The organism is Actinoplanes ianthinogenes (genome assembly GCF_018324205.1).
GTDB lineage: Bacteria > Actinomycetota > Actinomycetes > Mycobacteriales > Micromonosporaceae > Actinoplanes > Actinoplanes ianthinogenes.
In genome coordinates this window covers 8,668,887-8,691,416 of sequence record NZ_AP023356.1, presented here as the reverse complement: position 1 = coordinate 8,691,416, position 22,530 = coordinate 8,668,887, and the positions used below count along the sequence as shown (strand labels likewise).

At 71.6% G+C, this 22,530-nt stretch carries 24 protein-coding genes; 9 read left to right on the top strand and 15 right to left on the bottom strand.

The genetic code is table 11. From position 1 onward, the window contains the following. The first annotated feature begins 16 nt into the window (after nt 1-16). Both Aiant_RS39210 and Aiant_RS39205 read left to right on the top strand, forming a co-directional pair. On the top strand, nt 17-1,447 hold the full coding sequence (locus Aiant_RS39210) for an ATPase domain-containing protein (protein WP_212846675.1): 1,431 nt from the start codon (nt 17-19) through the stop codon (nt 1,445-1,447). Between the two features lie 27 nt (nt 1,448-1,474). Next, nucleotides 1,475-2,521 carry a sensor histidine kinase gene (locus Aiant_RS39205; RefSeq protein WP_189334927.1) on the top strand — a complete coding sequence of 349 codons (1,047 nt, stop codon included), beginning with the start codon at nt 1,475-1,477 and terminating at the stop codon, nt 2,519-2,521. Between the two features lie 16 nt (nt 2,522-2,537). Here the strand turns inward: Aiant_RS39205 and Aiant_RS39200 are convergent, their stop codons facing one another. The 7 genes from Aiant_RS39200 to Aiant_RS39175 all read right to left on the bottom strand — a co-directional run bounded on the left by Aiant_RS39200 (nt 2,538) and on the right by Aiant_RS39175 (nt 6,492). Then, a complete protein-coding gene (locus Aiant_RS39200) occupies nt 2,538-3,314 on the bottom strand; it encodes an SDR family oxidoreductase (RefSeq protein ID WP_212846673.1) in 777 nt (258 codons plus the stop codon). A 223-nt stretch (nt 3,315-3,537) separates the two neighbouring features. Then, nucleotides 3,538-3,900 (bottom strand): hypothetical protein, encoded by a 363-nt coding sequence (locus tag Aiant_RS39195; protein ID WP_189334929.1) that lies wholly within the window; start codon nt 3,898-3,900, stop codon nt 3,538-3,540. Nucleotides 3,901-4,010: 110 nt separating this feature from the next. Further along, nucleotides 4,011-4,139 (bottom strand): hypothetical protein, encoded by a 129-nt coding sequence (locus Aiant_RS46750; RefSeq protein WP_268248844.1) that lies wholly within the window; start codon nt 4,137-4,139, stop codon nt 4,011-4,013. A 32-nt stretch (nt 4,140-4,171) separates the two neighbouring features. Next, nucleotides 4,172-4,735 carry a dihydrofolate reductase family protein gene (locus Aiant_RS39190; RefSeq protein ID WP_189334930.1) on the bottom strand — a complete coding sequence of 188 codons (564 nt, stop codon included), beginning with the start codon at nt 4,733-4,735 and terminating at the stop codon, nt 4,172-4,174. 86 nt (nt 4,736-4,821) lie between these two features. After that, on the bottom strand, nt 4,822-5,028 hold the full coding sequence (locus tag Aiant_RS39185; RefSeq protein ID WP_189334931.1) for a DUF7489 domain-containing protein: 207 nt from the start codon (nt 5,026-5,028) through the stop codon (nt 4,822-4,824). A 103-nt stretch (nt 5,029-5,131) separates the two neighbouring features. After that, entirely contained in the window at nt 5,132-5,533 is a 402-nt protein-coding gene (locus Aiant_RS39180; protein ID WP_189334932.1) for a hypothetical protein, read from the bottom strand. 59 nt (nt 5,534-5,592) lie between these two features. Then, on the bottom strand, nt 5,593-6,492 hold the full coding sequence (locus Aiant_RS39175; RefSeq protein WP_189334933.1) for a LysR family transcriptional regulator: 900 nt from the start codon (nt 6,490-6,492) through the stop codon (nt 5,593-5,595). 95 nt (nt 6,493-6,587) lie between these two features. Between Aiant_RS39175 and Aiant_RS39170 the strand changes: the two genes are divergently transcribed. Further along, a complete protein-coding gene (locus Aiant_RS39170; protein ID WP_189334934.1) occupies nt 6,588-7,604 on the top strand; it encodes a nuclear transport factor 2 family protein in 1,017 nt (338 codons plus the stop codon). Here Aiant_RS39170 and Aiant_RS46745 read toward each other — a convergent pair. Further along, complete coding sequence (locus Aiant_RS46745) at nt 7,577-10,483, bottom strand: AfsR/SARP family transcriptional regulator (protein WP_268248845.1); 2,907 nt, start codon at nt 10,481-10,483, stop codon at nt 7,577-7,579. The genes Aiant_RS39170 and Aiant_RS46745 overlap by 28 nt on opposite strands. A gap of 230 nt (nt 10,484-10,713) precedes the next feature. Here Aiant_RS46745 and Aiant_RS39160 point away from each other — a divergent pair, with 230 nt between their 5' ends. Continuing rightward, complete coding sequence (locus Aiant_RS39160; RefSeq protein ID WP_189334936.1) at nt 10,714-10,965, top strand: hypothetical protein; 252 nt, start codon at nt 10,714-10,716, stop codon at nt 10,963-10,965. A 50-nt stretch (nt 10,966-11,015) separates the two neighbouring features. Here the strand turns inward: Aiant_RS39160 and Aiant_RS39155 are convergent, their stop codons facing one another. Then, nucleotides 11,016-11,336 (bottom strand): MerR family transcriptional regulator, encoded by a 321-nt coding sequence (locus Aiant_RS39155; protein WP_189334937.1) that lies wholly within the window; start codon nt 11,334-11,336, stop codon nt 11,016-11,018. Nucleotides 11,337-11,990: 654 nt separating this feature from the next. Between Aiant_RS39155 and Aiant_RS39150 the strand changes: the two genes are divergently transcribed. After that, nucleotides 11,991-12,623, top strand: a complete 633-nt coding sequence (locus Aiant_RS39150; RefSeq protein ID WP_189334938.1) for a class I SAM-dependent methyltransferase — start codon at nt 11,991-11,993, stop codon at nt 12,621-12,623. A gap of 8 nt (nt 12,624-12,631) precedes the next feature. On the opposite strand, the gene Aiant_RS39145 is transcribed toward Aiant_RS39150, so the two are convergent. Genes Aiant_RS39145 through Aiant_RS39135 form a run of 3 tightly spaced genes read right to left on the bottom strand, consistent with a single transcriptional unit; the run spans nt 12,632 to nt 16,735 of the window. Then, the gene (locus Aiant_RS39145; RefSeq protein ID WP_189334939.1) at nt 12,632-13,045 is read right to left on the bottom strand and encodes a PH domain-containing protein; all 414 of its coding nucleotides are present in this window, start codon (nt 13,043-13,045) and stop codon (nt 12,632-12,634) included. Nucleotides 13,046-13,085: 40 nt separating this feature from the next. Further along, nucleotides 13,086-13,337, bottom strand: a complete 252-nt coding sequence (locus tag Aiant_RS39140; protein ID WP_189334940.1) for a hypothetical protein — start codon at nt 13,335-13,337, stop codon at nt 13,086-13,088. 56 nt (nt 13,338-13,393) lie between these two features. Then, entirely contained in the window at nt 13,394-16,735 is a 3,342-nt protein-coding gene (locus Aiant_RS39135) for a TIR domain-containing protein (RefSeq protein ID WP_189334941.1), read from the bottom strand. A 263-nt stretch (nt 16,736-16,998) separates the two neighbouring features. Here Aiant_RS39135 and Aiant_RS39130 point away from each other — a divergent pair, with 263 nt between their 5' ends. After that, on the top strand, nt 16,999-17,664 hold the full coding sequence (locus Aiant_RS39130; RefSeq protein ID WP_189334942.1) for an esterase/lipase family protein: 666 nt from the start codon (nt 16,999-17,001) through the stop codon (nt 17,662-17,664). Between the two features lie 97 nt (nt 17,665-17,761). On the opposite strand, the gene Aiant_RS39125 is transcribed toward Aiant_RS39130, so the two are convergent. From Aiant_RS39125 to Aiant_RS39115, 3 genes are all read right to left on the bottom strand, one after another. Then, nucleotides 17,762-18,322, bottom strand: coding sequence for a TetR/AcrR family transcriptional regulator (locus Aiant_RS39125; protein ID WP_189334943.1), 561 nt, complete (start codon nt 18,320-18,322; stop codon nt 17,762-17,764). Then, nucleotides 18,315-19,148, bottom strand: coding sequence for an alpha/beta fold hydrolase (locus Aiant_RS39120; protein ID WP_189334944.1), 834 nt, complete (start codon nt 19,146-19,148; stop codon nt 18,315-18,317). The genes Aiant_RS39125 and Aiant_RS39120 overlap by 8 nt, the downstream gene beginning before the upstream one ends. Nucleotides 19,149-19,243: 95 nt before the next feature. Then, a complete protein-coding gene (locus Aiant_RS39115; protein ID WP_189334945.1) occupies nt 19,244-19,666 on the bottom strand; it encodes a YybH family protein in 423 nt (140 codons plus the stop codon). Between the two features lie 61 nt (nt 19,667-19,727). On the opposite strand from Aiant_RS39115, the gene Aiant_RS39110 reads away from it, so the two are divergent. The 3 genes from Aiant_RS39110 (at nt 19,728) to Aiant_RS39100 (ending at nt 22,515) form a co-directional block, all read left to right on the top strand. Further along, complete coding sequence (locus Aiant_RS39110; RefSeq protein ID WP_189334946.1) at nt 19,728-20,099, top strand: YciI family protein; 372 nt, start codon at nt 19,728-19,730, stop codon at nt 20,097-20,099. Then, nucleotides 20,087-21,283, top strand: coding sequence for an RNA polymerase sigma factor (locus tag Aiant_RS39105; protein WP_189334947.1), 1,197 nt, complete (start codon nt 20,087-20,089; stop codon nt 21,281-21,283). Before Aiant_RS39110 ends, Aiant_RS39105 begins: the two co-directional genes overlap by 13 nt. A gap of 107 nt (nt 21,284-21,390) precedes the next feature. Continuing rightward, the gene (locus Aiant_RS39100; RefSeq protein ID WP_189334948.1) at nt 21,391-22,515 is read left to right on the top strand and encodes a protein kinase domain-containing protein; all 1,125 of its coding nucleotides are present in this window, start codon (nt 21,391-21,393) and stop codon (nt 22,513-22,515) included. The last annotated feature ends 15 nt before the right edge of the window (nt 22,516-22,530 follow it).

Sequence of the window (22,530 nt, the reverse complement as noted above, 5' to 3'; positions counted from 1 at the left end):
TTGTAGGGAGTCATCAGTGCTTGACCGGTTGGGTACCGGCATCGGGGGACTGGACGAGATCCTTCATGGCGGCCTCCTTCAGCGGCGGGCATATCTGGTGCGCGGCGGGCCGGGTAGCGGCAAGACGACGGTCGGCCTGCACTTCCTCACTGCGGGTGTGGCGGCGGGCGAACCGACCCTGTTCATCAACCAGGGTGAGCCCGAGGACGAGGTGCGGGTCAACGCCGCGTCGATAGGGCTGGACGTCACCGGCGTGGACTTCGTCGACCTGGCCCCGTCCGGCACCCTGTTCGCGGACGGCCAGTCCTACGACGTCTTCCACCCGGCCGAGGTCGACCTGGAACCCACCACCCAGGCGATCGTCGAGGCCGTCCGGCGCACCCAGCCCACCAGGGTGTTCCTCGACGCGATGACCCAGATGCGCTACCTGTCGGTGGACAAGACCCATTTCCGCAAGCAGGCGCTGTCGCTGTTGCGCTATCTCGTCTCGGCCGGCGCGACGGTCCTGTTCGTCTCGGAGAGCCAGGACGCCGACCACGACGCGGATCTTCAGTTCATGTCCGACGGCGTCATTCACATGGACAACCGCGGTGGCTTGCGCACGGTCATGGTGTCGAAGTTCCGCGGATCGGCGTTCGCCGGAGGCAGCCACAGCCTGAGCATCGGCGCGGACGGCATGCACGTCTATCCCCGCCTGACGCCGCAGGACCACGGCAAACCGTTCGTCGCCGAGACGATCTCCTCGGGCGTGCCCGAGATCGACGAGCTGATGGCCGGTGGCATCGAACGAGGCACCGTCAGCATCATCTCGGGACCCAGCGGGGTGGGAAAGACCACGCTCGGCCTGCAATTCATGAAGGAGGCGGCCGGGCGAGGCGAGCGCTCGGTCATCTACACCTTCGAGGAGGGCGCCGACGTGCTGGCGCATCGCTCGCAACTGGTCAACATCCCGATCGCCCGGATGATGGCCACCGGCACGCTGTCGCTGGTGCCGATCGAGCCGCTGCGCTACACCGCCGACCAGTTCGGCCACATGGTGCGGGACGAGGTGGAACGGGCCGAGGCTCGGATCGTCATGATCGACAGCATCTCCGGCTTCGGGATGTGCATGCGCGAGGACCAGCCGGAGACCTATCTGCACGCCCTGACCAAGTACCTGCGCAACATGGGTGTCACCACCATTCTGATCAACGAGACGACCAACATCACGGGGGACTTCCGCGCCACCGACAACGAGATCAGCTATCTCGCCGACAACATCGTCTACCTGCGGTACATCGAGATCCGGGGCGAGTTGCGCAAGGTCATGGGCGTACTGAAGAAGCGGATGAGCGACTTCGAGAAGACCATGCGGGAATTCGAGATCACCCGGTACGGCGTCAAGGTGGGCGGCGCCCTGACCAACATGCGCGGGATCCTCCAGGGAACGCCCACCCTGCTGGAGTGACCGCCGTGCTAACAGCTAGGAGGATCGGTGAGCCGGATCGGCCTGCTCCTGCCCGCCGGACGCAACCGTGACCTGATCGAAGCGGCTCTCCGCCACCACGACCTCGACGTCGAGGTCGTGCCGTCCGCCGGGATCACCGACACGTCGGTCGATCTGCTGCTCGCCGAACCCCGGTCACTGCTCGAAGCACTCGCCGCGGCGGACCGGCCGCATCCCGACGACGAGACCGGCAGCCGCCCGCCGATCATGGTGCTCACCCGGGCCGGTGAGCGCCCGGTCCTCCCGGCGCGGGTCGTGGACGCGGCCGACGAGATCGTCACCGTGCCGGTCCCGCAGCGCGAACTGCTCGACCGCATCACCAGCCTGGCGGGCCGGCACCAGCAGGTCTGCGACGAACGGCGTCTGATGCGCGAGCATGTCGCCCACATCAGCCACGAGCTGCGCACCCCGTTGCAGTCGGTGCTGGCGTACGCCGAGTTGCTGGCGGACGAGGGACTCGAGCCCGAGCAGGGCACGCTGCTCGACCGCATCGCCAACGGCGGCCAGCGCATGCTCGACCTGGTCAACGAGCTGCTCGAGCAGAGCCGCGCCGAGGCCGGCCACCTGCCGGACCGCACCACCGTGATCGACCTCGCCGAGGCGGTCCGCGCCGCGATCGTGACCATTCGCCCGCTCGCCGAGAAGCGGCACCTCGACGTCTGCGTGCGGACCGACACCGACGTGGCGCCGTCGGTGCGCGCCGACCCGGTGCACGCTCACCGGATCCTGATCAACCTGCTGTCCAACGCCGTCAAGTACAACCGCGACCACGGCACGATTGGGGTCGTGGTGCGCGTCGAACCGATACGGGTCGAGGTCGACATCACCGACACCGGGCCGGGCATCGCCGCCGACGAGCTCGACCAGATCTTCGAGCCCTACCAGCGCCTGCCCGGATCGACCGCCACCGGCACCGGCCTGGGCCTGCACTATGCGCGGCTGCTCGCCGAACGCATGCAGGGCGCGATCATCGTGTCGTCCCGGCCCGGCCGGGGAAGCACCTTCACCCTCGCGCTGCCTCGTGCCCCGGGATGACGGCGCACGAGGCACCCTAGGCGAACCCGCCGTTGCTGTGCAGCAGCTGGCCGTTGATCCACTTACCCTGTGGTGAGCAGAGGAACTGCACCAGGTCGGCCGTGTCCCCCGGGGTGCCCAGCCGGCCGAGCGGCGTCTGCCGGGTCAGGTCGGCGCGCAAGCTGTCGCTCATCCACCCGGTGTCGATCGGACCGGGATTGATCACGTTCGAGGTGATCCCGAGGTGGGCCAGCTCGTGCGCCGCGGCGATCGTGATCCGGTCCAGTGCGCCCTTGCTGGCCCCGTACGGCAGGTTGCCCACCGTGTGATCGCTGGTGAGCGCCACGATCCGCCCGTCACCGCGCGGACCCCGGTAGCGCCGCCCGTGCTCGCGGATCAGCAGCCAGCTGGCCCGCGCGTTGACCGCGAAGTGCCGATCGAAACTCTCCACCGTGGTGTCGAGCAGCCCCGAGTCGACCGACTCGGCGTGACACATCACCAGCGCGGTCACCGGCCCGAGCTGCCGCTCCGCCTCGTCGTAGATCGCCGCCGGCGCCCCGGCATCGGTGAGGTCCGCCTCGATGGCCGCGACCTTCGCACCGGCGCCGGTCAGCTCCGCGACGATGGCGTCGGTGGCGCCACCCTCGGCACCCCAGCTCATCCGCTCGTCATAGGCGGTCCAGTAGGTGAGAGCGATGTCCCACCCGTCCGCCGCCAGCCGCTTCGCGATCCCCGCTCCGATCCCGACCGTGCGCCCCACCCCGGTGACGAGCACCGTCGGCCGAGATCCCGAAGTCTGCTTCTGATCTGCCACGTCCGGATCGTTCACCACAGGGTCACGCCCAGCAACCCCATTCCCCACCGCCGCGCACCGTCGGCAAGCAGCCGATACGTCGCGATCGCGGGTGGTAGCGGGTCAGTGTCCACGCCGATCCGGGCCGAGAAGTCATCAAGGACTCCCCGTCGACGTCAGCCGGCGCCAAGCTGCGCACTGGATGCTCCCCGCTCCCCCGTGCACCTCAGTCTCGCTAGTCTCGCTAGTCTCGCTCGGCGAGGATCGCGGCAGCGTCCCGGACCGCCTGCTCGTACTGCCGGCGTTCGAAGACGAACGGGCCGAAGTCCCAGTAGTCGCGTTTCGGGCGGTGGGGCTGCACGAAACCACGCCAGGTGACCCGCTCCTCGTCGGCGACCACCTGCGCTTGCAGCGGCCAGCAGCCGAACTCGCCGCAGTCGCAGCCGAGCAGTGCGATCGCCCCGAGATCGCCCCGGTCTCCGCCCTCCGGCCGCCCGAGCAGGTAGTCGGTCAGGTCGCCGTAACGGAAGAAGTCGACGACGAGCCCGGCATACTGCCCCGGCACGTCGAAGCCGGCGGCTCTCTCGTAACCGGCGACGAGGTCCACGAGGCTGACGCCGTCGACGACCGGGAGCAGCTCCCGGGGTGGGTCGAGGGAACCGTCCCAAGGGCGTACCTCGAATCGGGCCTTTCGAATCAGTGGTGGGACCGCTGGGCTCATGGCCGTGGCCGCCGAGCGTCGTCGAGGTGGTCGGCCGAGTCCCCGAGCCGCTCGGAGCCGGCCTCCTCGTCGTGGGCGCACGCATGTCGGGTCCCGACCAACGGGTCGTGTAGCGGAAGATCCATGCGCGGATCATGCCGGACCCGGGACGCGGTGGTCACGGCCGCGGTCGATAACTGGTCACGACGACTCTGCCGTCGATCAGGCGGGACCCGGTGGTGTCCAGAGTGAGCCGCTGCTTCGGCTCGGTGAACAGCTTGCGGCCACCGCCGAGGACGACCGGGTGCACGGCGATGTGGTACTCATCGACGAGGCCGTGCCCGGTCAGCGCGGCGGCGAGGCCGGCACCGCCGGTGAGCAGCAGGTCCTTGCCCGGCTCGGCCTTGAGCGCGGCGACCTCACCGGCCAGGTCGTCGCGGATGACGCGGGTGGTCCAGTCGTCGCCCTGATAACTCCGGGAGAAGACGATCTTTGGGGTGGCCCGCCAGAACGGGGCGAAGGCGAGTGTGTGCGGGTGCGGCGAGTCCGCGTCGGCGGTCGGCCAGAATCCCACCATCATGTCCCACACCCGGCGCCCGTAGAGCAACGTGTCGACGCGCTCGTTGAGCCCCTCGGAATAGGCCGACAGCTCCGGGCCCATCACCGGCCAGTCGAACTCCCCGCCCGGCCCGTCGATGAACCCGTCGACCGACGTGTGCACCCAGTAAATGATCTTCCGCATCGCTGCTCCCTCAGGCCGATGTCGCTTCCTCGCCAGGTGGTCGGAGCCGACGCGCCCACCTTGACATCGCCCACCGGCATTTTTCTTCAGCCGCGGCGCGCGGTGCCGCCCTCCGGCTTCACGAGCCGGTCGCCCACCGCGACCTCGTCCCACAAGCCCCGCTGGACCCGGACGTCCATCTGCTTCCCGCCGTCGAGCCGGACCCTGAGCCGCTGATGGAGATTGGACCCGTCCATCAGCGCCCGCGACTTCTTGACCACCGTCCCGCTCCACGCGCCGTCGCTCTTCGCCATCGCGCTCCTCCCCGTCCGCCGTAGTCCTCACCAACGGTAGGAGCCGGCAGACCGGAGCGCGTCAGACCCAGGTCTGGCTTTGCGCGTACGACTTCAGGATGAGTCAGCTGAGGCAGCGGATGGCGACCACGATCCGGTAGGTGGCGTCCGGCATCTCCGTCGAGACGACCTCGATCTCGGCGGGCCGCCGATCGGTGCGGACCGGGTCGCCGGCCGGTGCCACCAGGCAGGGCGGCACGCCACCCATGGTCCGATTCGCCCCGGGGCCCTCCCACTCGAAGACGGCCAGGTGATACTGCCCGCTGTCCGCCCGACGCCCGTCCGCCTCGAACAGGATCTCCTGCGCCTCCTGGTTCGACCAGATCACCGCACCCCGGACCGACCGCGGGCCGGCACTGTGATCGGGCCAGAACCACGCCACGGAGAAACCCACGACGAACGCCAGCACCAGAGCGGCACCGGACCGCGCTCGCTCGCCACGCCAGGCACGCCCGGGAGCCGTCACAAAGATCAAGCTACTGCCGCCGACGGCGCCCCGGCATCAGAATGGCGCGCGGATCCGCCCTACCGGCGCCAGGACTGGAGGACGCCGAGGAGCTGCTCCTGGACGGCGGTGACGGCTGCCGACGGCGGGGCGCCGGCGCGGCTGACCAGGTACAGCGTGTTCAACGGCGCCATCGGCGGACGGTGCAGCACCGTCAGCCGCCCGGCCTCGATCTCGGCGGCGCACAGATAGCCGGGCAGGACGCTGTACCCCGCGCCCGCCACCACCGCCGCGAGCACCGCGTGCAGGTTGGGGACCACCACCGCGGCGTCCCGCGGCGGCCGGACCTCGAAGACCGTCTGCCAGTACCGCCGGATGATGGGCAGTTCCTCGGCGTACGCGATCTGTGGTGTCCGGGCCAGCGCCGCGGCCACATCGCCCGCCGCGGCCACCCGGCTCGCCCACGGCTCCGCGGCGACCAGCACGAACTCCTCGTCGCACAGCGGCTGCACCCGCAGCCCCCGCTGCTTGGGCCGGACACTCTGCACGGTCAGGTCCACCGCTCCGGCCAGCAGCGCGCGGAGCAGGTCGTCGGCCACTCCGAGCACCACCCGCAGCTCCAGGCCCCGCTCCACCAGCCCGGCCAGCGCGGGCATCACCCGGGCGGTGACGAACTCGGCCGGACCGCCGAGGTGCACCACGCCGGCCAGCGACGCCGGCTGGTCCAGGCCGGCGTCGAGCAGACCGCTGAGCTGGTCGAGCGGCTCGGCGATCCGGCGGGCGAGCAGCTCACCCGCGGCCGTCGGCACGACACCGCGCGGCAGGCGCGTGAACAGCGGGCGGCCGAGCTGCTCCTCGAGCGTCCGCAGTTGCGCGGTGACCGCCGGCTGGGAGAGCGACAGCCGTTGCGCGGCCCGGGTCAGCGAGCCTTCCCGGTGCACGGCGAGGAACGTCCGCAGCAGGTCGAGCGAGGGAGCCATAAGTTCCATGATGGCACGTACAGAAATCATTATTTGTCTGATACATAGTGGCGCGGCGAGACTCGGAGGACAACGCGATCCGAAAGGAATCTCCCGTGTCCACTGGAACCATCCTCCTGGCTCTGACCAGCCACAACGAACTCGGCTCGACGGGGCGGCCCACCGGCTTCTATGTCTCCGAGGCCGCACACCCGTGGAAGGTGTTCGTCGACGCCGGCTACGCGGTCGACGTCGTGTCGACGGCGGGTGGGGAGCCGCCCCGGGACGGCGAGGATCGCTCCGACCCCGTGCAGGCGGAGTTCCTCGACCAGCTCGGCAGCACGCCCCGGGCCGACGAGGTGGACGCCGCGCAGTATGACGCGATCCTGTTCGCCGGCGGGCACGGCACGATGTGGGACTTCCCGGAGTCCGCGGCGCTGGCCGCGCTGGCCCGTGACATCTACGAACGGGGCGGTGTCGTCGGCGCGGTGTGCCACGGCCCGGCCGCCCTGGTCAACCTGGTCCTCTCGGACGGCACCCACCTGGTCGACGGCCGGTCGGTCGCCGCGTTCACCAACGCCGAGGAGGCCGCGGTCGGGCTCACCGACGTCGTGCCGTTCGCGTTGCAGACCCGGCTGACCGAGCTGGGCGCCCGGCACAGCGCCGCGCCCGACTTCCAGCCGTGGGTCGTCCGCGACGGCCGCCTCGTCACCGGGCAGAACCCGGCCAGTGCCCACGGTGTCGCCGTCGCGATGGTGGCCGCGCTGGAGAGCGCGAGCAGCCCCCGGGAGGTCACCGAGTCCTACTTCGCCGCCGAGAACCGCCGGGACCTCCCGGGCATCCTCGACCACTTCGCCGAGAACGTGCGCTTCGAGACCCCGGACGGCGCAACCCTCGTCGGCCGTGAAGCCGTCGGCCAGTTCTACGCCGCCAACCTCGCCGCCCTGGAGAAGCTACAGGTCGACCTGGTGGAGGACCTCTCGACCGGCGACCGCGGCGCCCTGCGCTGGCGAGCCGACGGCCGCACCCCCACCGGCGAGCCGGTCAGCATGCACGGCGTCAACGTGGTGACCGTGGCCGGCGGCCGCTTCACCGACTTCCACGCCTACTGGTGCACCCGCAAGTCCGCATAGATCCGCCGGGCCTGCTCCACGTGCGGCCGCGCCCCGGCGAGGTCTCCGGCGGCCCGCGACGCCGCCGCGAGCCCGTCGTGGGCGCGGGCCGTCTCGTACCGGTCGCCGATCTCCTCGGCCAGCTCCAGCGCCTGCCCGTGCCGCACCCGGGCCTCGGCCGCCTCCCCGGCCGCGCAGAGCACCTGGCCGAGGTCGTTGAGCGCCTCCGCCTCGCTGGCCCGGTCCCCGATCCGCTGGTGCAGCACGAGCGCACGGCGCAGCTGAGCGGCCGCCTCGCCGAGCCGTCCCTGCCGGGCCTGGACGGCGGCCAAGTCGGTCAGCGCGTACGCCTCCGCGGTCCGGTCCCCGGCACGCCGGACCGCGCCGAGGCTCCGCTCCAGCTCGGCGGCGGCCCGGTCGAGCCCGGCCGGGTGCTGCGGCAGCCGGGCGAGCAGCGACAGCACGTACGCCTCGCTGAACCGGTCGCCCAGCCCGGCGTACAGCTCCAGAGCCGACCCGAACCGCTCCGCCGCCCGAACCTGGTCGCCCAGCCGCCCGTCGACCAGCCCCAGCCTGACCAGAGCGTCGGCCTGCCCGGCTTTGTCGCCAGCGTCGGTGTACAGCTCCCAGGCCTGGCGATAATGAGAAGCGGCCTCCCGGTAGTCGCCGAGCCGCCAGTAAACGCTGCCCAGGTTTCGCACCACCAGCGCGGAAGCCGCGGGCGAGGAGAGCTGAGCGTACAGATCAAGCGCCCGCCGATAGGTGGCCGCGGCCTCGTGCAGGCGGCCCTGCCTGCGGTGCAGCCGGCCCAGCTGCGACAGTGACCGAGCCTGCGCCGCACGATCCCCGGTGGCCGACGCGGCGCTCACCGCGGCCGCGGTGACGGTGACCGCCTCGGCCACCGGTCCGCCCGCGTCGAGGTGGTGGAACAGGGAATCGGCCAGCTCGACGGTGTGCCGGTACCAGCCGTGCGCCGCACCGTACACACAGATCGCGGCCAGGTTGGACCGCTCGGCCTCGATCCAGTCCCGAGCGGAGTCCGGATCGCCGGCCGCGGCGAGACAGTGGTCGAACAGCCGGTCCAGTGCGGCCCGGCGCTCCACCTCCGGCTCCTGCCCGACGGCGAGCTCCGCCGCGTACGCCCGCAGCAGGTCATGCATGCCGTACCGCCCGCCCCGCCCGGCCTGGACCAGGCTCGCCCGGGTCAGCACGCCCAGCAACCTGCGCGCCTCACCCGGCGCCGTCCCGGTCAGCGCCGCCACCGCGCCGACGTCCGCCGACTCCCCCGGATGCAGCCCGAGCAGCCGGAACACCCGAGCCGCCGCGGCCGGCAGATTTTGGTACGACCAGGAGAACACCGCCCGCACCTCGGCCCGCGGATCCCCGCCCGCGTCCAGCAGGTCCAGCCGTCCCCGGTAATCACCCAGCTCGGCGACGAGTTCGGCGAGCGGCACGTCGGCCCGTTCGGCGGCCAGTTCGGCGGCGATCCGCAGGGCCAGTGGCAGCCGGGCGCACGCCGCGGCCAGCGCCTCGGCGGCGGCCGGTTCCGCGTCCACCCGTACGCCGATCAGCTTGCGCAGCAGAGCGAGCGCGTCCGGCAGCGGCAGCAGATCGAGGTTGACCCGCTCGGCGCCGTGCACCGCCACCATCCCGGGCAGCGAGTCCCGGCTGGTGACCAGAACCAGACACGAGCCGGTGCCGGGCAGCAACGGCCGCACCTGCTCCACCGAGGACGCGTTGTCCAGCAGCACCAGCATCCGCCGCCCGGTCAGCTCGGACCGGTACCGTCCGGCCCGCTCGTCGGTGCCGGGCGGGATCTCCGGTCCGCGCACCCCGAGAGCGGTGAGGAACCCGGCCAGCGCATCCGCCACCGCCACCGGCTGCTCGGCGTCGTAACCGCGCAGGTTCACGTAGAGCTGCCCGTCGGGGAACGAGTCCCGGACCCGGTGCCCCCACCGGATGGCCAGCGCCGACTTGCCGACCCCGGCCGTGCCGGACAGCAGCACCACGGTCAGCGGCGGCTCGTCCCCGCCCGGCGCCACCAGCAGCCGGTCCAGGGCGGCAAGCTCCCCGGTACGCCCGGTGAACGCCCGCACGTCGGCCGGCAACTGTGCCGGAACCAGCGTCGCCGTGGCCGGCGGCCCACCGGCGACAGCCACGTCCAGCGAGGGGGAGGCGACGAGGATCTGCTCGTGCAAAGCCCGGAGGGCGACACCCGGATCGCTGCCCAGCTCGTCGGCGAGGCTGCGCCGGATCCGCCGGTACTGCTCGTCCGCGTCGGCCTGCCGCCCACACCGGTACAGCGCCAGCATCGCCTGACCGGCCAGCCGCTCGTCCAGGGGATGCTCGGCGACGGCGGCGGACAGCGCCGGCAGCAGCTCGCCGTGCCGGCCCAGCCGCAGCAGCACGTCGTTGCGGTCCAGCTCGGCGGCGAACCGCTCAGCGAGCAGGGTGCGCCGCATCGCGCCCAGCCACGGCGTGTCCAGGCCGGCGAACGGCTCGGCCCGCCACAGGCCCAGCGCCTCAGTGATCAGGTCGGCGGCCACCCGGTCCGACTCCGCGGCGCGGGCCGAGGTCATCAGATCGCGGAACCGGTGCAGGTCGACCGCCTGCGGATCCACGGTGAGCAGGTAGCCACCCGGATCCCGGCGGATCTCCACCCCGGGCGCGGCAGCGACCGCGCGCCGCAGCCGGGACAGGTAGCTGTAGAGGGCGCCCGCGGCTCGCTGCGGCACGTGCGCGCCCCACACCCGGTCGATCAGCTGGTCCACGGTGACCGGACGGCCCGCCTCCACCAGCAGCACGCCGAGCACGCACCGCTGCCGGGCGTGCCCCAGGTCAGCGCTCCGCCCGTCGATCCGGGCCTCCACCGTCCCGAGCACCCCGAACTCCGCCGTCACCTGACCTCCATAGGACCGCCCCCGACCAGGGGATTCAAGAAATTCACCAGGACCGCTGAAGTCTCCCATGCTTCGCACAAGGTCCAGCGGCGAGCATGGGAGGCCGTTGCGAGGGGACGGATCGCTCACCCGATTGCGAAACATACGGGGGAATCGGGCGAGCGATCCGTCCCGCAACAGCGGTGACAAACTCCCGCATAGCGACCCGGCAGGCCGGGTAGATCGCGGTGGTGACATCGAAGAAGGAAACGTCGCCCGCGGAGCGCACCGCTGCGGCCATGCACCACACGGCCGAGCAGCTGGAGGTGGCCGAGTCCATCCTGCACCGCAGCGCCGAAGAGGCCCCGAACCCCGGCACGAGCGCCCGGCTGCACACTCTCGGCCACCAGGTCACCGCCCAGGCGCACGACATCGACCGGCGGGCCGACCGACTCGATCACGCATCACAGCCGGACCCGCCGGCGCGGCATCGGCATGAATGACGAACGGCCCCTCTCGTGCTGGAGAAGGACCGTGCGATGCGGAGGGGGTGTCAGGTGGTGTCGGCCTGCTGCCGGCTCTGGTGCTCGCGGTTGCGCTGGAGTGCTTCCTCGAGTTGGTCCTCGAGGACGATGATCCGGCAGGCGGCTTCGAGAGCGGTGCCCTGGTCGACCATCTCGCGGGCTCGTACGGCCAGGCGCAGTTGGTAGCGGGAGTAGCGGCGGTGTCCGCCGGCGGAGCGGAACGGAACGAACAGTTTCGCCTCGTCGAGGCGGCGCAGGAAGTCCTGCGAGGCGCCCACGATCTCGGCGGCACGGCCCATGGTGTAGGCCGGATAGTCGTCGTCGTTGAGCATGTCTTCGGATGGGGCCATGCACGTCCTCGTCATGAACGAGGGCCCCGGCGCAGAACGCGCCGGGGCCCGGGATTACGGGTTGAATACACCATCTACCGACAGGTTCGTCGGGTTCTCGTTTCCACACCGTGCCGCTATCAGCGACAGCAGGTGCGAGGATCGCGTAAGCGTGACCGGAGACCACCTCTCATTCGGTGTGACCACGGTGTCCGCCCCAGAACTGGCACTACGTCCTGACGGCGGGCGATCCAACGGCGTCAAACCCTCCCTTTCCTCTATTTTCACTTCCTGTGGTGCTCTCCGCCGGTGTCGGAGCCCCACGCGACTTCATGGCCCCGCACACGTGCGACGGATTTCCTGCATCAAGCGGCGCCGTCAACCTGCACCGGCCCCACCTGCGGTGCCCTGACCTGGAATTACGTCAAGGTCTTGTCGTGCACTTGCCGTGTTGCGCGCGGCGGAATCGGATCCGCCGCAGTGGCCGAGCGAGCCACGAGAACTTCCGGGCCCTGCTTGACGCTCGGCTTCTCACGTCAGCGTCTTCCACAGATCTCTGTCGTCAACGGAAGCTACCTTACACAGCTCTACGGAGAAAATCTAGCCGTGTCGCGCCAGATTTCCTGGCGACGATCATGACGATTCCGGCGGGGGCCGCCGCTAGAGTGGATGCGCATGGATGCTCTTGAATCTGGGCGGCGCTACTGGGAAACCACCGGGGCGACGAAGGACTTCACGCATCCCGTGCACGCGGAGTGGCTGGCCGGGGTCGATCGGGCCGCGCGGATTCTCGACTACGGATGCGGCTACGGGCGGGTCATGGCGGAGCTGAGCGATCTCGGCTTCGGCACGGTCACCGGTGCCGACGTCTCCGCCGCCCTGATCGCCCGCGGCGGCCGGGCCAGGCCGGATCTGAGCTTCGAGCTCATCACGTCACCGCCGGTCGTGGACCACCCGGCGGCGAGCTTCGACGTGATCGTGCTCTTCGCCGTGCTGACCTGCGTTCCGGGTGACGCGGATCAGCGTGCGCTCGTCGCGGAGACGCACCGGTTGCTGGCGCCCGGTGGGCTGCTCCATGTCAGTGACCTGCTGCTGCAAGCCGACGAGCGCAGCCGGCGCCGGTATGCCGGGCGCTCCCCGTACGGCGTCTTCACCACCGGCGACGGCGCGGTCTGCCGGCACCACGACGCCGAGTACCTGCGCCGCCTCCTGGCCGACTTCGACATCACGGCCGAACGCCACCTGGAGGTGCCGACGATGAACGGCAACCGGGCGGCGGCACTGCAGCTCCTGGCCCGCCGCCGATAGCCGGGGCCTTACCGCCGCCTTCTGCGGATCCTCTCCAGTTCCGCCGCGGCGGCCACGGCGGGTTTCCGGGCGAACCGGAGGGCCCGGCTGCCGTGCTGGAACGCCGACGCACGCACCTCGCTGCCATCGACCCGTCGCACCCACACACCGTCGTCGTCGCATCCGCAGCGAGCGACCTCGGCCCACCGCACAGCCACCACACGAAGCCAGTTGACCAGCACCAACCGCTGCGGGCCGGCCTCGATCCGCAGCACCCAGCCACGTGCCGCGCCCACCAGCGCCGCGGCCACGGCCACCAGCGACAACGGCAGCGCCCAGCCACCACGCCGCACGCCGACCGCGATCAGCACCGCCGACAGGGTGCCCAGCCCGGCCGGCAGCAGCATGCGCTGCCACAGCGGCGGCCGGAGAACATGGAGCACAGCACCATGGTGCACATCGTTTCCCCGGGCAGGGGCCGGATTACCGCGGGGCCGGCTCGATCTCCGCGCCGCTGTCCATCTCCCGGGCCTGTTCGGCGGCGAGATCGAGCCGCCGATTCTCGGAGTGCTGCGAGAGCGCGGACACGACGCCCATCGCGACGGAACCGCACACCGCCATGAGCCAGGACGCGAGGCTCCACTCGCGGACCACCGCAATGGCGCTCACCACGGCGATCCCGGCGAGGGCGAGCAACGCGCCCTTCCACGGAGACTTCGCGACACCGGTACTCATGCCAAGATCATGACCGCAGCCAGCGCATTCTTCAAGTTCGCCAGGGGCATCGGCCGTCAACAGGTGGCCTGCCGGGGCAGCTCGGGAATGTAGCTGTTCCACTCCTCGGCGGTGAGCCCGCGCCCACTGATCGCACAGGCCCGCCCCGCCGGATCGGCGGCCAGCTCCCGCGGCACCGTCGCATCCCAGAGGGTCACGTTCTGGCTCAGGTTCCCGAACACGCCGCCGGCCGCCAGCATCCGCCCGTCCGGGCTGAACGCCGCATAGACCGACTGCAAGTGAGGGCTCTTGAGCAGCGCGTACGGAACCGCCGTCGTCGGGTCCGCGATGTCCCACAGAATCATGGCGTCGTCCCCGCTGGCGCTCGCGAGCGTCCGCCCGTCCGGGCTGAACGACACCCAGTACACCGAGCTGGTGTGCCCGCTCAACGTAGCGATCTTGCTGGGCTGGGCCGGATCCGCGACGTCCCACAGCAGGACGTTCGCGTAGTCGTTGGTGCCGGCCGCCAGCGTCCGCCCGTCCGGGCTGAAGGCCAGCGAGTTCGCCGAGTAGCCGTAGACGTTCTTGAGCAGGATCGACCCCAGGCGCACCGGGGCGGTCCGGTCCCGCACGTCCCACAGCGACACGTTGTAGCCCTCGGCGACCGCCATGGTCCGCCCGTCCGGGGTGAACGCGATGGACGTCAGCGTCTTCTGCAGGGCGAGCTCCGCGGTCCGCACGGGCTGGCGGCGGTCGGCCAGGTCCCAGAGCGTCGTCTTGCCGTCGCGACGGCCGATGGCCAGGGTGCGCCCGTCGGGACTGAAGCGCACCGCGTACACAAGATCTCCTGGCTCTTTGATGGTCGCCAGCGGCCGCGGCCCGGCCGGGTTCGTCATGTCGAGCAGGGTGACCGTCGCGTCCGAGCCGGTGACGGCCAGCATGCTGCCGTCCCGGCTCAGGGTGATGTCCTCGACCTTGCCGTCACGCATCGGCCACGGTTCACCGCGGACCGGGGCGCTCGGTTCGGCGAGGTTCCACGGCACGGCCTTGCCGTCCCAGCCCGCGGCGATCAGCGAGCGGCTGTCCGTACCGAAGGAAAGCCCGACGATGTTGGCCGGGAACGGCCCGGGCAGTTCCGCGAGCTCCTCCCGGGCGAACTGCCCCTTGGTGGTCCACAGCGTCGCCGTCGTGCGCCCGCCGACGGTGGCCAGCGCCCGGCCGTCCGCGCTGAAGGCGAGCGACCGGATCGGACCGTCGGTGGTCGACACCGTGGTCAGCAGCGTCGACAGGTACACCCAGGTGCCCACCGTCTTGACGCTCCACAGCGCGGTCGCGCCGTCGGTGTCGGCCAGCGCGAGGGTCTCGCCGTCCCCGCTGAACGCCAGCGCGCTCAGGTGGGCCTGCCCGGTCGCGGAGAGCTCGGAGAGTCCCGCCCGCGGTTTGGCCGGATCGGTCAGGTCCCACATCCGCACGTAGTCGTAGGCGCTCTCGACGGCCACCACCGGCTTCTTCGGATTGAACGCGATGACGGCGTCGGGAAACTTGTCGTCGTCGGCGAGGGCGAGCGTGCTGCCCTGCACCGGGTGGGCCGGATCGGTCAGGTTCCAGACGGTGACCGCGGCTCCGCTGGTCAGTCCGGTCCGCCCGTCCGGGCTGAACTTCAACGGGTACGCACCCGTCAGGGTCGCGAGCGCGACCGGCGAAGCCCCGCTGACGTCCCACAACACGGTGTCCTTGGCAGCGTTGCTCGCCGCGACCGTGTGCCCGTCCGGGCTGATGCTCACCGCCGTGATCCCGGCCGCGTCGGTCAGCGATCCGGTCCGCACCGGGTGCGCCGGATCCGCGACGTCCCACAGCTCTGCCCCGGACTTTCCGTCAAAGACAGCTAGCGTACGACCATCCGGCCCGGCCGCCGTCGTCTTCGCGGTCGTCCCGCCGGCGGGCAGCGTGGCGAGCCGCACCGGCGCGGCCAGGTCGGTCGCGTCCCACAGCGACACCGTCCCGCCGGTGTCGCTGGTGGCGAACACGTGCCCGGCGACCGGCGCGACCCCGGTCACGTCCGCGAGGACCCCGCCGAAGTGGGTCGCCATGACCAGGTGGCTGAGCTGCTCCCGGGTCTGCGCGTCGGGGTGCAGCTGCTCGGCGGCCACCCCGAGCATGAGGGCCTTCTTCGGGTCGTCGGCGACCATGGCGCGAGCCCGGGTCAACAGCCGCCGGCTGATCGCGATGCGCTGCTGCACCGCGACCGCCTCCCGCTGCTTGCGGGCCTCCTCCGCGGCCTCCCGCGCCAGCCGCTCCTGCCGCTTGCGCTCCTGCTCGGCCTGGCGGGCCAGCTCCCGGTGCTGGTCGGCGAGCTTCTTCTGCTCCTTGGCCCGGGCCTCCGCCTGGCTCGCCAGCTCCTCCTGCCGCCGGGCGTTGGCCAGTTGCCGGTCGGCGTTGGCCTTCTGCCGCTCGGCCTCCTCGGCGGAAGCGGTCGCCCGGTTCTGCTGGCGTTCGGCGTTGGCCTTCTCGCGTTCCGCGTTGGCGTGGTACCGCTCGGCGTTGGCCTGCTCCCGTTTCGCCTCCGCGGACGCCTCCCGGGCCAGGGCCTGCTGGTCGCGGGCCAGCCGGGTCTGCCGTTGCGTCTCGGTCTGCGCGGCCTTGGCCCGGCCCTCCTGCACCCGGGCGTTCTCCTGCTGGCGCTGCGACTCCTCGGTGGCCCGCTCGGCGGTGTCACGCTGCTGGGATGCCACCACCTCCTGCCGGGTGGCCTCCACCGCGGCGGCGTTGGCCCGCTCGGCGTTGCGGACCGCGACGACCCCGGTCAGCGACGCGACCAGGGTCAGCAGCACCAGCGTCGCGACCGCCACGGCCGACAGCCGCCGGGCCCGCCGGTGCTGGCGGACGTCCTCGCCCTCCAGCTCGTCCTTGCTCACCCCGTGCATCGGCGCGGCGAGCTGGGCGATCGCGTCCCGAAACCGGATGTGCTGCAGGTTCAGCTGGAGGTCGTCGCGGGCCCACCGCAGGTCCAGATAGAGCGGCTCCTCGGCGAACACGCCCCGCAGCGCCTCCGGCACCGCCGTGGAGTCCGCGGTGAAGTCGTGGTTCTCGGCGTCCCAGCGCCACTCGCCGTCGGTCACCACCGGCAGGATGCAATCGGTCGACTTGGTCGCCAGCCAGTGCTCGATCTCCCGGTTCACCCACGGCGAGTCGGCCGCCTCGGGGGACGCGAGCAGCACGAAGTACTTCGAGCCGTCCATCGCCTCCTGGATGGACGTCCACAGTTTCGGGGTCACCGCCAGCCCGGTCTGATCGCGGAAGATCCACAGCGCACGGCGACGGTGCCAGGGTTTCGCCAATCGATGCAGACCGCGCTGGACGGCTGGGGCGAGCCGCCCGTCGGCAGCGTGGCTGTAGGAGATGAAACCATCGAAGCGCATAGATGTTCCCGCGGTCGGCGTGATCGGCGGGGACCGATTCTCCATGCCACCACCCGACAGGTAAAGCCGACCGGCCCGGCGTAGCGCGGATGCGGCACGGTGTGCTTTGATCTATGGAAGGCCGGGCACTCTCCCCCGTGGGTGCCCGGCCTTTTTCGTGCCCATTTCCCGGCCGCCGCGGCACGCCGCTGGCGATTTCGCCGATGTGTGGCCCACTTCTGTGCACTGAGGATGCAGAAACCCCGATGTCCCCTGGAGGTTTCATGCGTCGTCTCATCGTCCTCGTCACCGCGCTGCTGGCCGCGCTGGCGCTCAGCCCGGCCGTCCCCGCGGCCGCCGCGCCCGGCACGCCGGTGATCTTCGTACACGGTTACACCGGCAGTGCCTCGAACTGGACCACCGCGATGGCGGTGTTCCGGGCCGGCGGCTACTCCAGCAGCGAGCTGTTCGCGTACGAGTACAACTCCTACGGCAGCAACATCACCAACGCGCAGGGGCTGGCCACGTACGTCAACCAGGTCCGGGCCCGCACCGGCGCGGCCCAGGTCGACATCGTCAACCACTCGATGGGCGGTCTGGTCAGCCTCTGGTACCTCAAGCAGCTCGGCGGCGCCCCGTACGTCCGCCACCTGGCCTCGATCGCCGGCGCCAACCACGGCACCACGGCCGCGGGCTCCTGCCTGGTTTACGTCACCTGCCAGCAGATGTACCCGGGCTCGTCGTTCATCACCACCCTCAGCGCCGGCGACGAGACGCCCGGCAGCACCAAGTACGGAACGTGGTACTCCCCGTGCGACGGGGTGATCATCCCGTACACGAGCACGGTGCTCAGCGGCGCCACCAACAACTATGTGGCGTGCCAGACCCACATCGGCTACCTCACCGACACGGTCACGCTGGCCCAGGTCCGCTCCTTCCTCGCGAGTTGACCCGATTTCCGGTACGGTCGCGCGCCTCACCCGGGCGCGCGGCCCCGCGGTTTCCGCACCCCTCCCGCTATCCGGTGCGCGGGAGCACCCGATCGCCTCAGGCGGACAGGCCGCGGTCCAGGAAGCCGATCATCCACGCGAAGCTCTCGTCGACGCTCGTGTCCATCTCGAAGCCGCCCGCCGCCTCGATCACCGCGAAGCCGTGGAACAGGCTGCGCAGCATCCGCAGCGCGTGCACGGTGTCGGCCGGGTCCAGCTGATAGCCGGCGAGCACCGCGGCCAGCGAGTCGAGGACCCGGGCGCCCGCGACCGCCACCGGATCGTCCGGGGATCCGGCGTCGAGGCGGATGGTCGCGGAATACCGCCCCGGGTGCTCGACCACGAACGCGCGGAACGTGCGGGCCGCGGCGGCGAGCGCGTCACGCCCGGCGCGGCCCTGCAACGCGTCGCGCAGGCTGTCGCCCAGCTCGGTGAGGGCCAGCGCGGCGATCCGCCGGGTCAGGTCGGCCTGGCTGGCGACGTGTTTGTAGAGCGACGGCGCCCGGATGCCAAGCCGCTCGGCGAGCAGGCCCATCGTCACGTTCGCCAAACCGACCTCGTCGGCCAGGTCGGCGGCGGCGGTGACGACGGCCGCCGGGTCCAGCCCCGCCCTAGGCACGGGCGTGCGCCTTGAGGAACGGCAGCAGCAGCGCCACGGTCTCGTCCGGGAACTGGGTGTGCGGGTAGTGACCGGCCCCCTCGATCACCTCGACCGTGCCGATCCCGGCCGGCATCGCCGCCACGATCGCCTCGCCTTCGGCGCGCGGATCGGCCCAGTCCGGGTCGAGCGAACCCTCGATGATCAGCGCGGGCACCCGCACGGCGCCCAGCTGCGCCCCGGCGTCGGCCGGCGTGGTCCTGCCCATGCCCTGCAACGCCCCCATCCGGCCGGGCTCGCCGAGCATGCTGGCCACGTCGCGCAGCTGCTCGTCCCAGTCGGCCGGCTTGCGCCCGGGGAACGCGACGTCGAGATAGCGATGCCACCATGTCACGCTGCCCAGGATGCCGGTCAGCAGCAGCCGCGTCATCCCGGTCCGGAACCGCTTCACCCGCAGGTCGCTCAGCGCGATCGACTGCTTGCGGGTGAACGGCGCCAGCTCGGCGATCCCGGTGATCAGCTCGGGCGCGGTGGCCGCCGCGACGGTGGCCGCGCCACCGGAGATCGAGTGCCCGACCAGCACGGCCGGCCCGCCGAGGTGCCGGATCAGGGCGACCAGGTCGCCGGCGATGTCGGTGCGGCTGTAGGACGGCCACCGCGCGCTCGACTCGCCGGTCCCGCGGATGTCGGTGGTGACCACCCGATAGCCCGCCGCGACCAGCTGTGGGACGACGAACCGGTAGGCCGAGCGGGTGTTACCCATGCCCGGCGCGAGCACCACCAGCGGCCCCTCGCCGGTGATCTCGTAAGCGATCGTGCCGCCGTCGACGGTGAGCATCTCGGTCATGACAACCCCTCAGGCCTAGCTAATGTTGTTAGCTATAAGCTAACTTCATTAGCTAGATCCGTCAAGGCGCTTCCCTCACGACCGCTCGTCAGCCCTCAGGGCGTAAGCCCCGTCGAGGCCCGGAACGAGCCGTCCATCTCGAACGGCACCGACTCGTGCTCGTGAGTCACCAGCCACCGGCCGTCGATGCGGCGCAGCCCCACCGTCACCCTGAACCACAGGCTGAACGCCTCGGTCGACCCGCGCGGCACGCCGCTCATCCGGTCGATGCTGGTCGCGAACGCCACGTCGCCGTCCGTGGTGATCTCCAGCTGGGTGACCTCGCGGCGAGGCGGCTTCTCGAACCCGGCCATCCAGGCCTCCAGCCCGGCCGCACCCTGGCCCTCGACCGGCTGGCGCAGCGGCGGGGCGAGGTTGTACTCGACGAAGCCGGGCGCGTAGTACGCCATGATGGCCTTGGCGTCGCCGGTCTCCAGCAACGCCGCCTTGCGTTCGATGACTTCCTGAATCTCGTTCATGCCAGGGTGTCGAAGCCGCACCGGCCGGTTTCGACACCCTGGCGAGTGAAAGGAGAAAAACGTGAAGTACCTGATCCTGATCCAGTCGAACCCGCAGTCGCTCGCGGTCTGGGAGACGATGACCGAGCAGCAGCGCACCGACTTCGGCCTCGGGCACCTGCGGCTGACCGAGGAGATGCGCGAGGCCGGCGTGCTGGTGGTCAGCGAGGGGCTCGGCGACCCGGCCCTGGCCACCCAGGTCTCCGTGCGCGACGGCAAGACGATCACCTCCGACGGCCCGTACGCCGAGGTCAAGGAGCACCTGGCCGGTCTCTACCTGATCGACGTCGCGGACCTCGACGAGGCGATCGCCTGGGCCGCGAAGGCGCCGGACGCCGCGTACACCAGGGTCGAGGTCCGTCCGGTCCTCGACATGAGCGCATGGGAGATCTGAGCGGGCTGCCGGATCTGCTGCGCGAGTGCGCGCCGCGCGTGCTGGCCGCGGTGGTGCGCCGCTACGGCGACTTCGAGGCCTGCGAGGACGCGGTGCAGGAGGCGCTGATCGCGGCCGCCCAGCAGTGGCCGCGGACCGGCGTCCCGGACCAGCCCCGGCACTGGCTGATCACCGTGGCCGGTCGCCGGCGGGTGGAGCTGCTGCGCAACGAGACGGCCCGGCGCCGCCGCGAGGACGCGGCCGGGCAGGAGCCCGCGCCGCAGCCGCGGGGCGACGACGAGCTGGCGTTGCTGCTGCTCTGCTGCCATCCCGCGCTGAGCGTGCCGGCCCAGGTCACGCTGACCCTGCGGGCGGTCGGCGGGCTCACCACGGCGGAGATCGCCCGGGCGCTGCTGCTGCCGGAGGCCACCGTGGGCCAGCGGATCAGCCGGGCCAAGCAGCGGATCCGCGACACCGGCACCCGGTTCGACCTACCCGCGACCGACGAGCGGCTCACCGCCGTCCGGCACGTGCTCTACCTGATCTTCAACGAGGGTTACACGGCCAGCTCCGGCGACGCGCTGAACCGGGTGGAGCTGACCCGGGAGGCGATCCGGCTGACCCGGCAGCTGCACCGGCGCCTGCCGGACGACGGGGAGGTGGCCGGGCTGCTCGCGCTGATGCTGCTCACCGACGCCCGGCGGCCCGCGCGCACCGGGCCGGACGGCGCGCTGATCCCGCTCGCCGAGCAGGACCGCGGCCGCTGGGACGCGACCGCGATCGCCGAGGGCGTCGAGATCATCACGCGCACCCTGGCCCGCGCGCCGATCGGCCCCTTCCAGGTGCAGGCCGCGATCGCCGCGGTGCACGACGAGGCGGCGCGCGCCGAGGACACCGATTGGCGGCAGATCCTGCTTCTGTACGCGATGCTGCACACGCTCGCCCCGAGCCCGATGGTGACGCTGAACCGGATCGTGGCGGGCGCCATGGTGGACGGCCCGGAAGCCGGGCTGGCGGCGCTGGACCGGGTCGCCGGGGACCCGGTGCTGGCCCGGCACCACCGGACCGCGGCGGTGCGGGCGCACCTGCTGGAGCTGGCCGGGGACCGGGCCGGGGCGCGGGAGCACTACCGGCTGGCGGCGCGGCTCACGCTCAGCCTGCCGGAGCAGCGCTATCTGGAGTCACGGGCCGCGCGACTGCGGTGATGGGCGGGGTGGGACGGCTCTGGGCGTACCGAAAACCGGTTTTTAATGTTCACCCGTCCGGGAACGCGTTGGTGCAGCGTGGACTGTGGTTGTGGCAGGGTGGCGCGATGGCGCGGCGGGTGCTCAGTGACCGATATGAATTGCTTTCATTGCTGGGCCGGGGCGGCATGGCCGAGGTGTGGGAGGGCGTCGACCGGCGGCTGGGGCGCGCGGTCGCGGTCAAGGTGATGCGCGCCGGCGGGCGGGCCGACTCGTCGCTGCCGGCCCGGTTCGACCGGGAGGCGCGGACCGTGGCCGGGCTGTCGCACCCGAACATCGTGCCGGTGCACGACGTCGGCGCGCACGACGGCGTGCCCTACCTGGTGATGGAGCTGATCGACGGGTACAGCCTGGCCGACCTGCTGGAGCTGGAGGGGCGGCTGGCGGTGGGCGAGGCGGTCCGGGTGGCGATCCAGGTGTGCCGCGCGCTGGAGGCGGCGGCCGCCGCGGGCGTGGTGCACCGGGACCTGAAGCCGGCCAACATCCTGATCACCGGCGGTGGGCAGGTGAAGGTGTGCGATTTCGGTCTGGCCCGGCGGGCCGGGGCCGCGCAGGCGGAGCTGACCGGAACCGCGCAGATGATCGGGACCAGCAGTTACATGGCGCCGGAGCAGGTCACCGGCAGCTCGGTGGACGCGCGGACCGACCTGTACGGGCTGGGCTGCGTGCTGTACACCATGGTGACCGGGCAGCCACCGTTCGTCGGCGACACCGCCATGGAGATCGCCTGGAAACACGTGGAGGACACCCCGGAGCCGGCCTCCCGGCATCGCCCGGACCTGCCCACGGAGCTCGACCGGCTGCTGCGGACGCTGCTGGCGAAGTACCCGGCGGACCGGCCGGCCGGTCCGGGCGTGGTGCGGACCGCCCTGGAGAGCCTGGGCACCGCGCCGGCCACCGGCGATCGGGCTCGGCCGTGGTTCCGGGCCGCCGCGGTCGCGGTCGTCGCCGCGGTGGGCATCGGCGGCCTGGTGGCGTTGCTGCCGCCGGCGGCTCCGGAGATGAGCAGCCCGACCCGCCTGCCGGCGTCCTTCTCGCCGTCGCCACCGGCGTCGTCACCCGCGCGGCCGGCGCTGCCGACCCGCCCGCCGACCGCCGCGGCTCCCGCGCCGGTCGCCCAGCAGTGCGTCGTCCCCGGCCGCGGCCAGGGCAAGCACCGGGGTAACTGCGGCAAAGCCCACGGCCGGGACTGACCACTCGACCGGCGT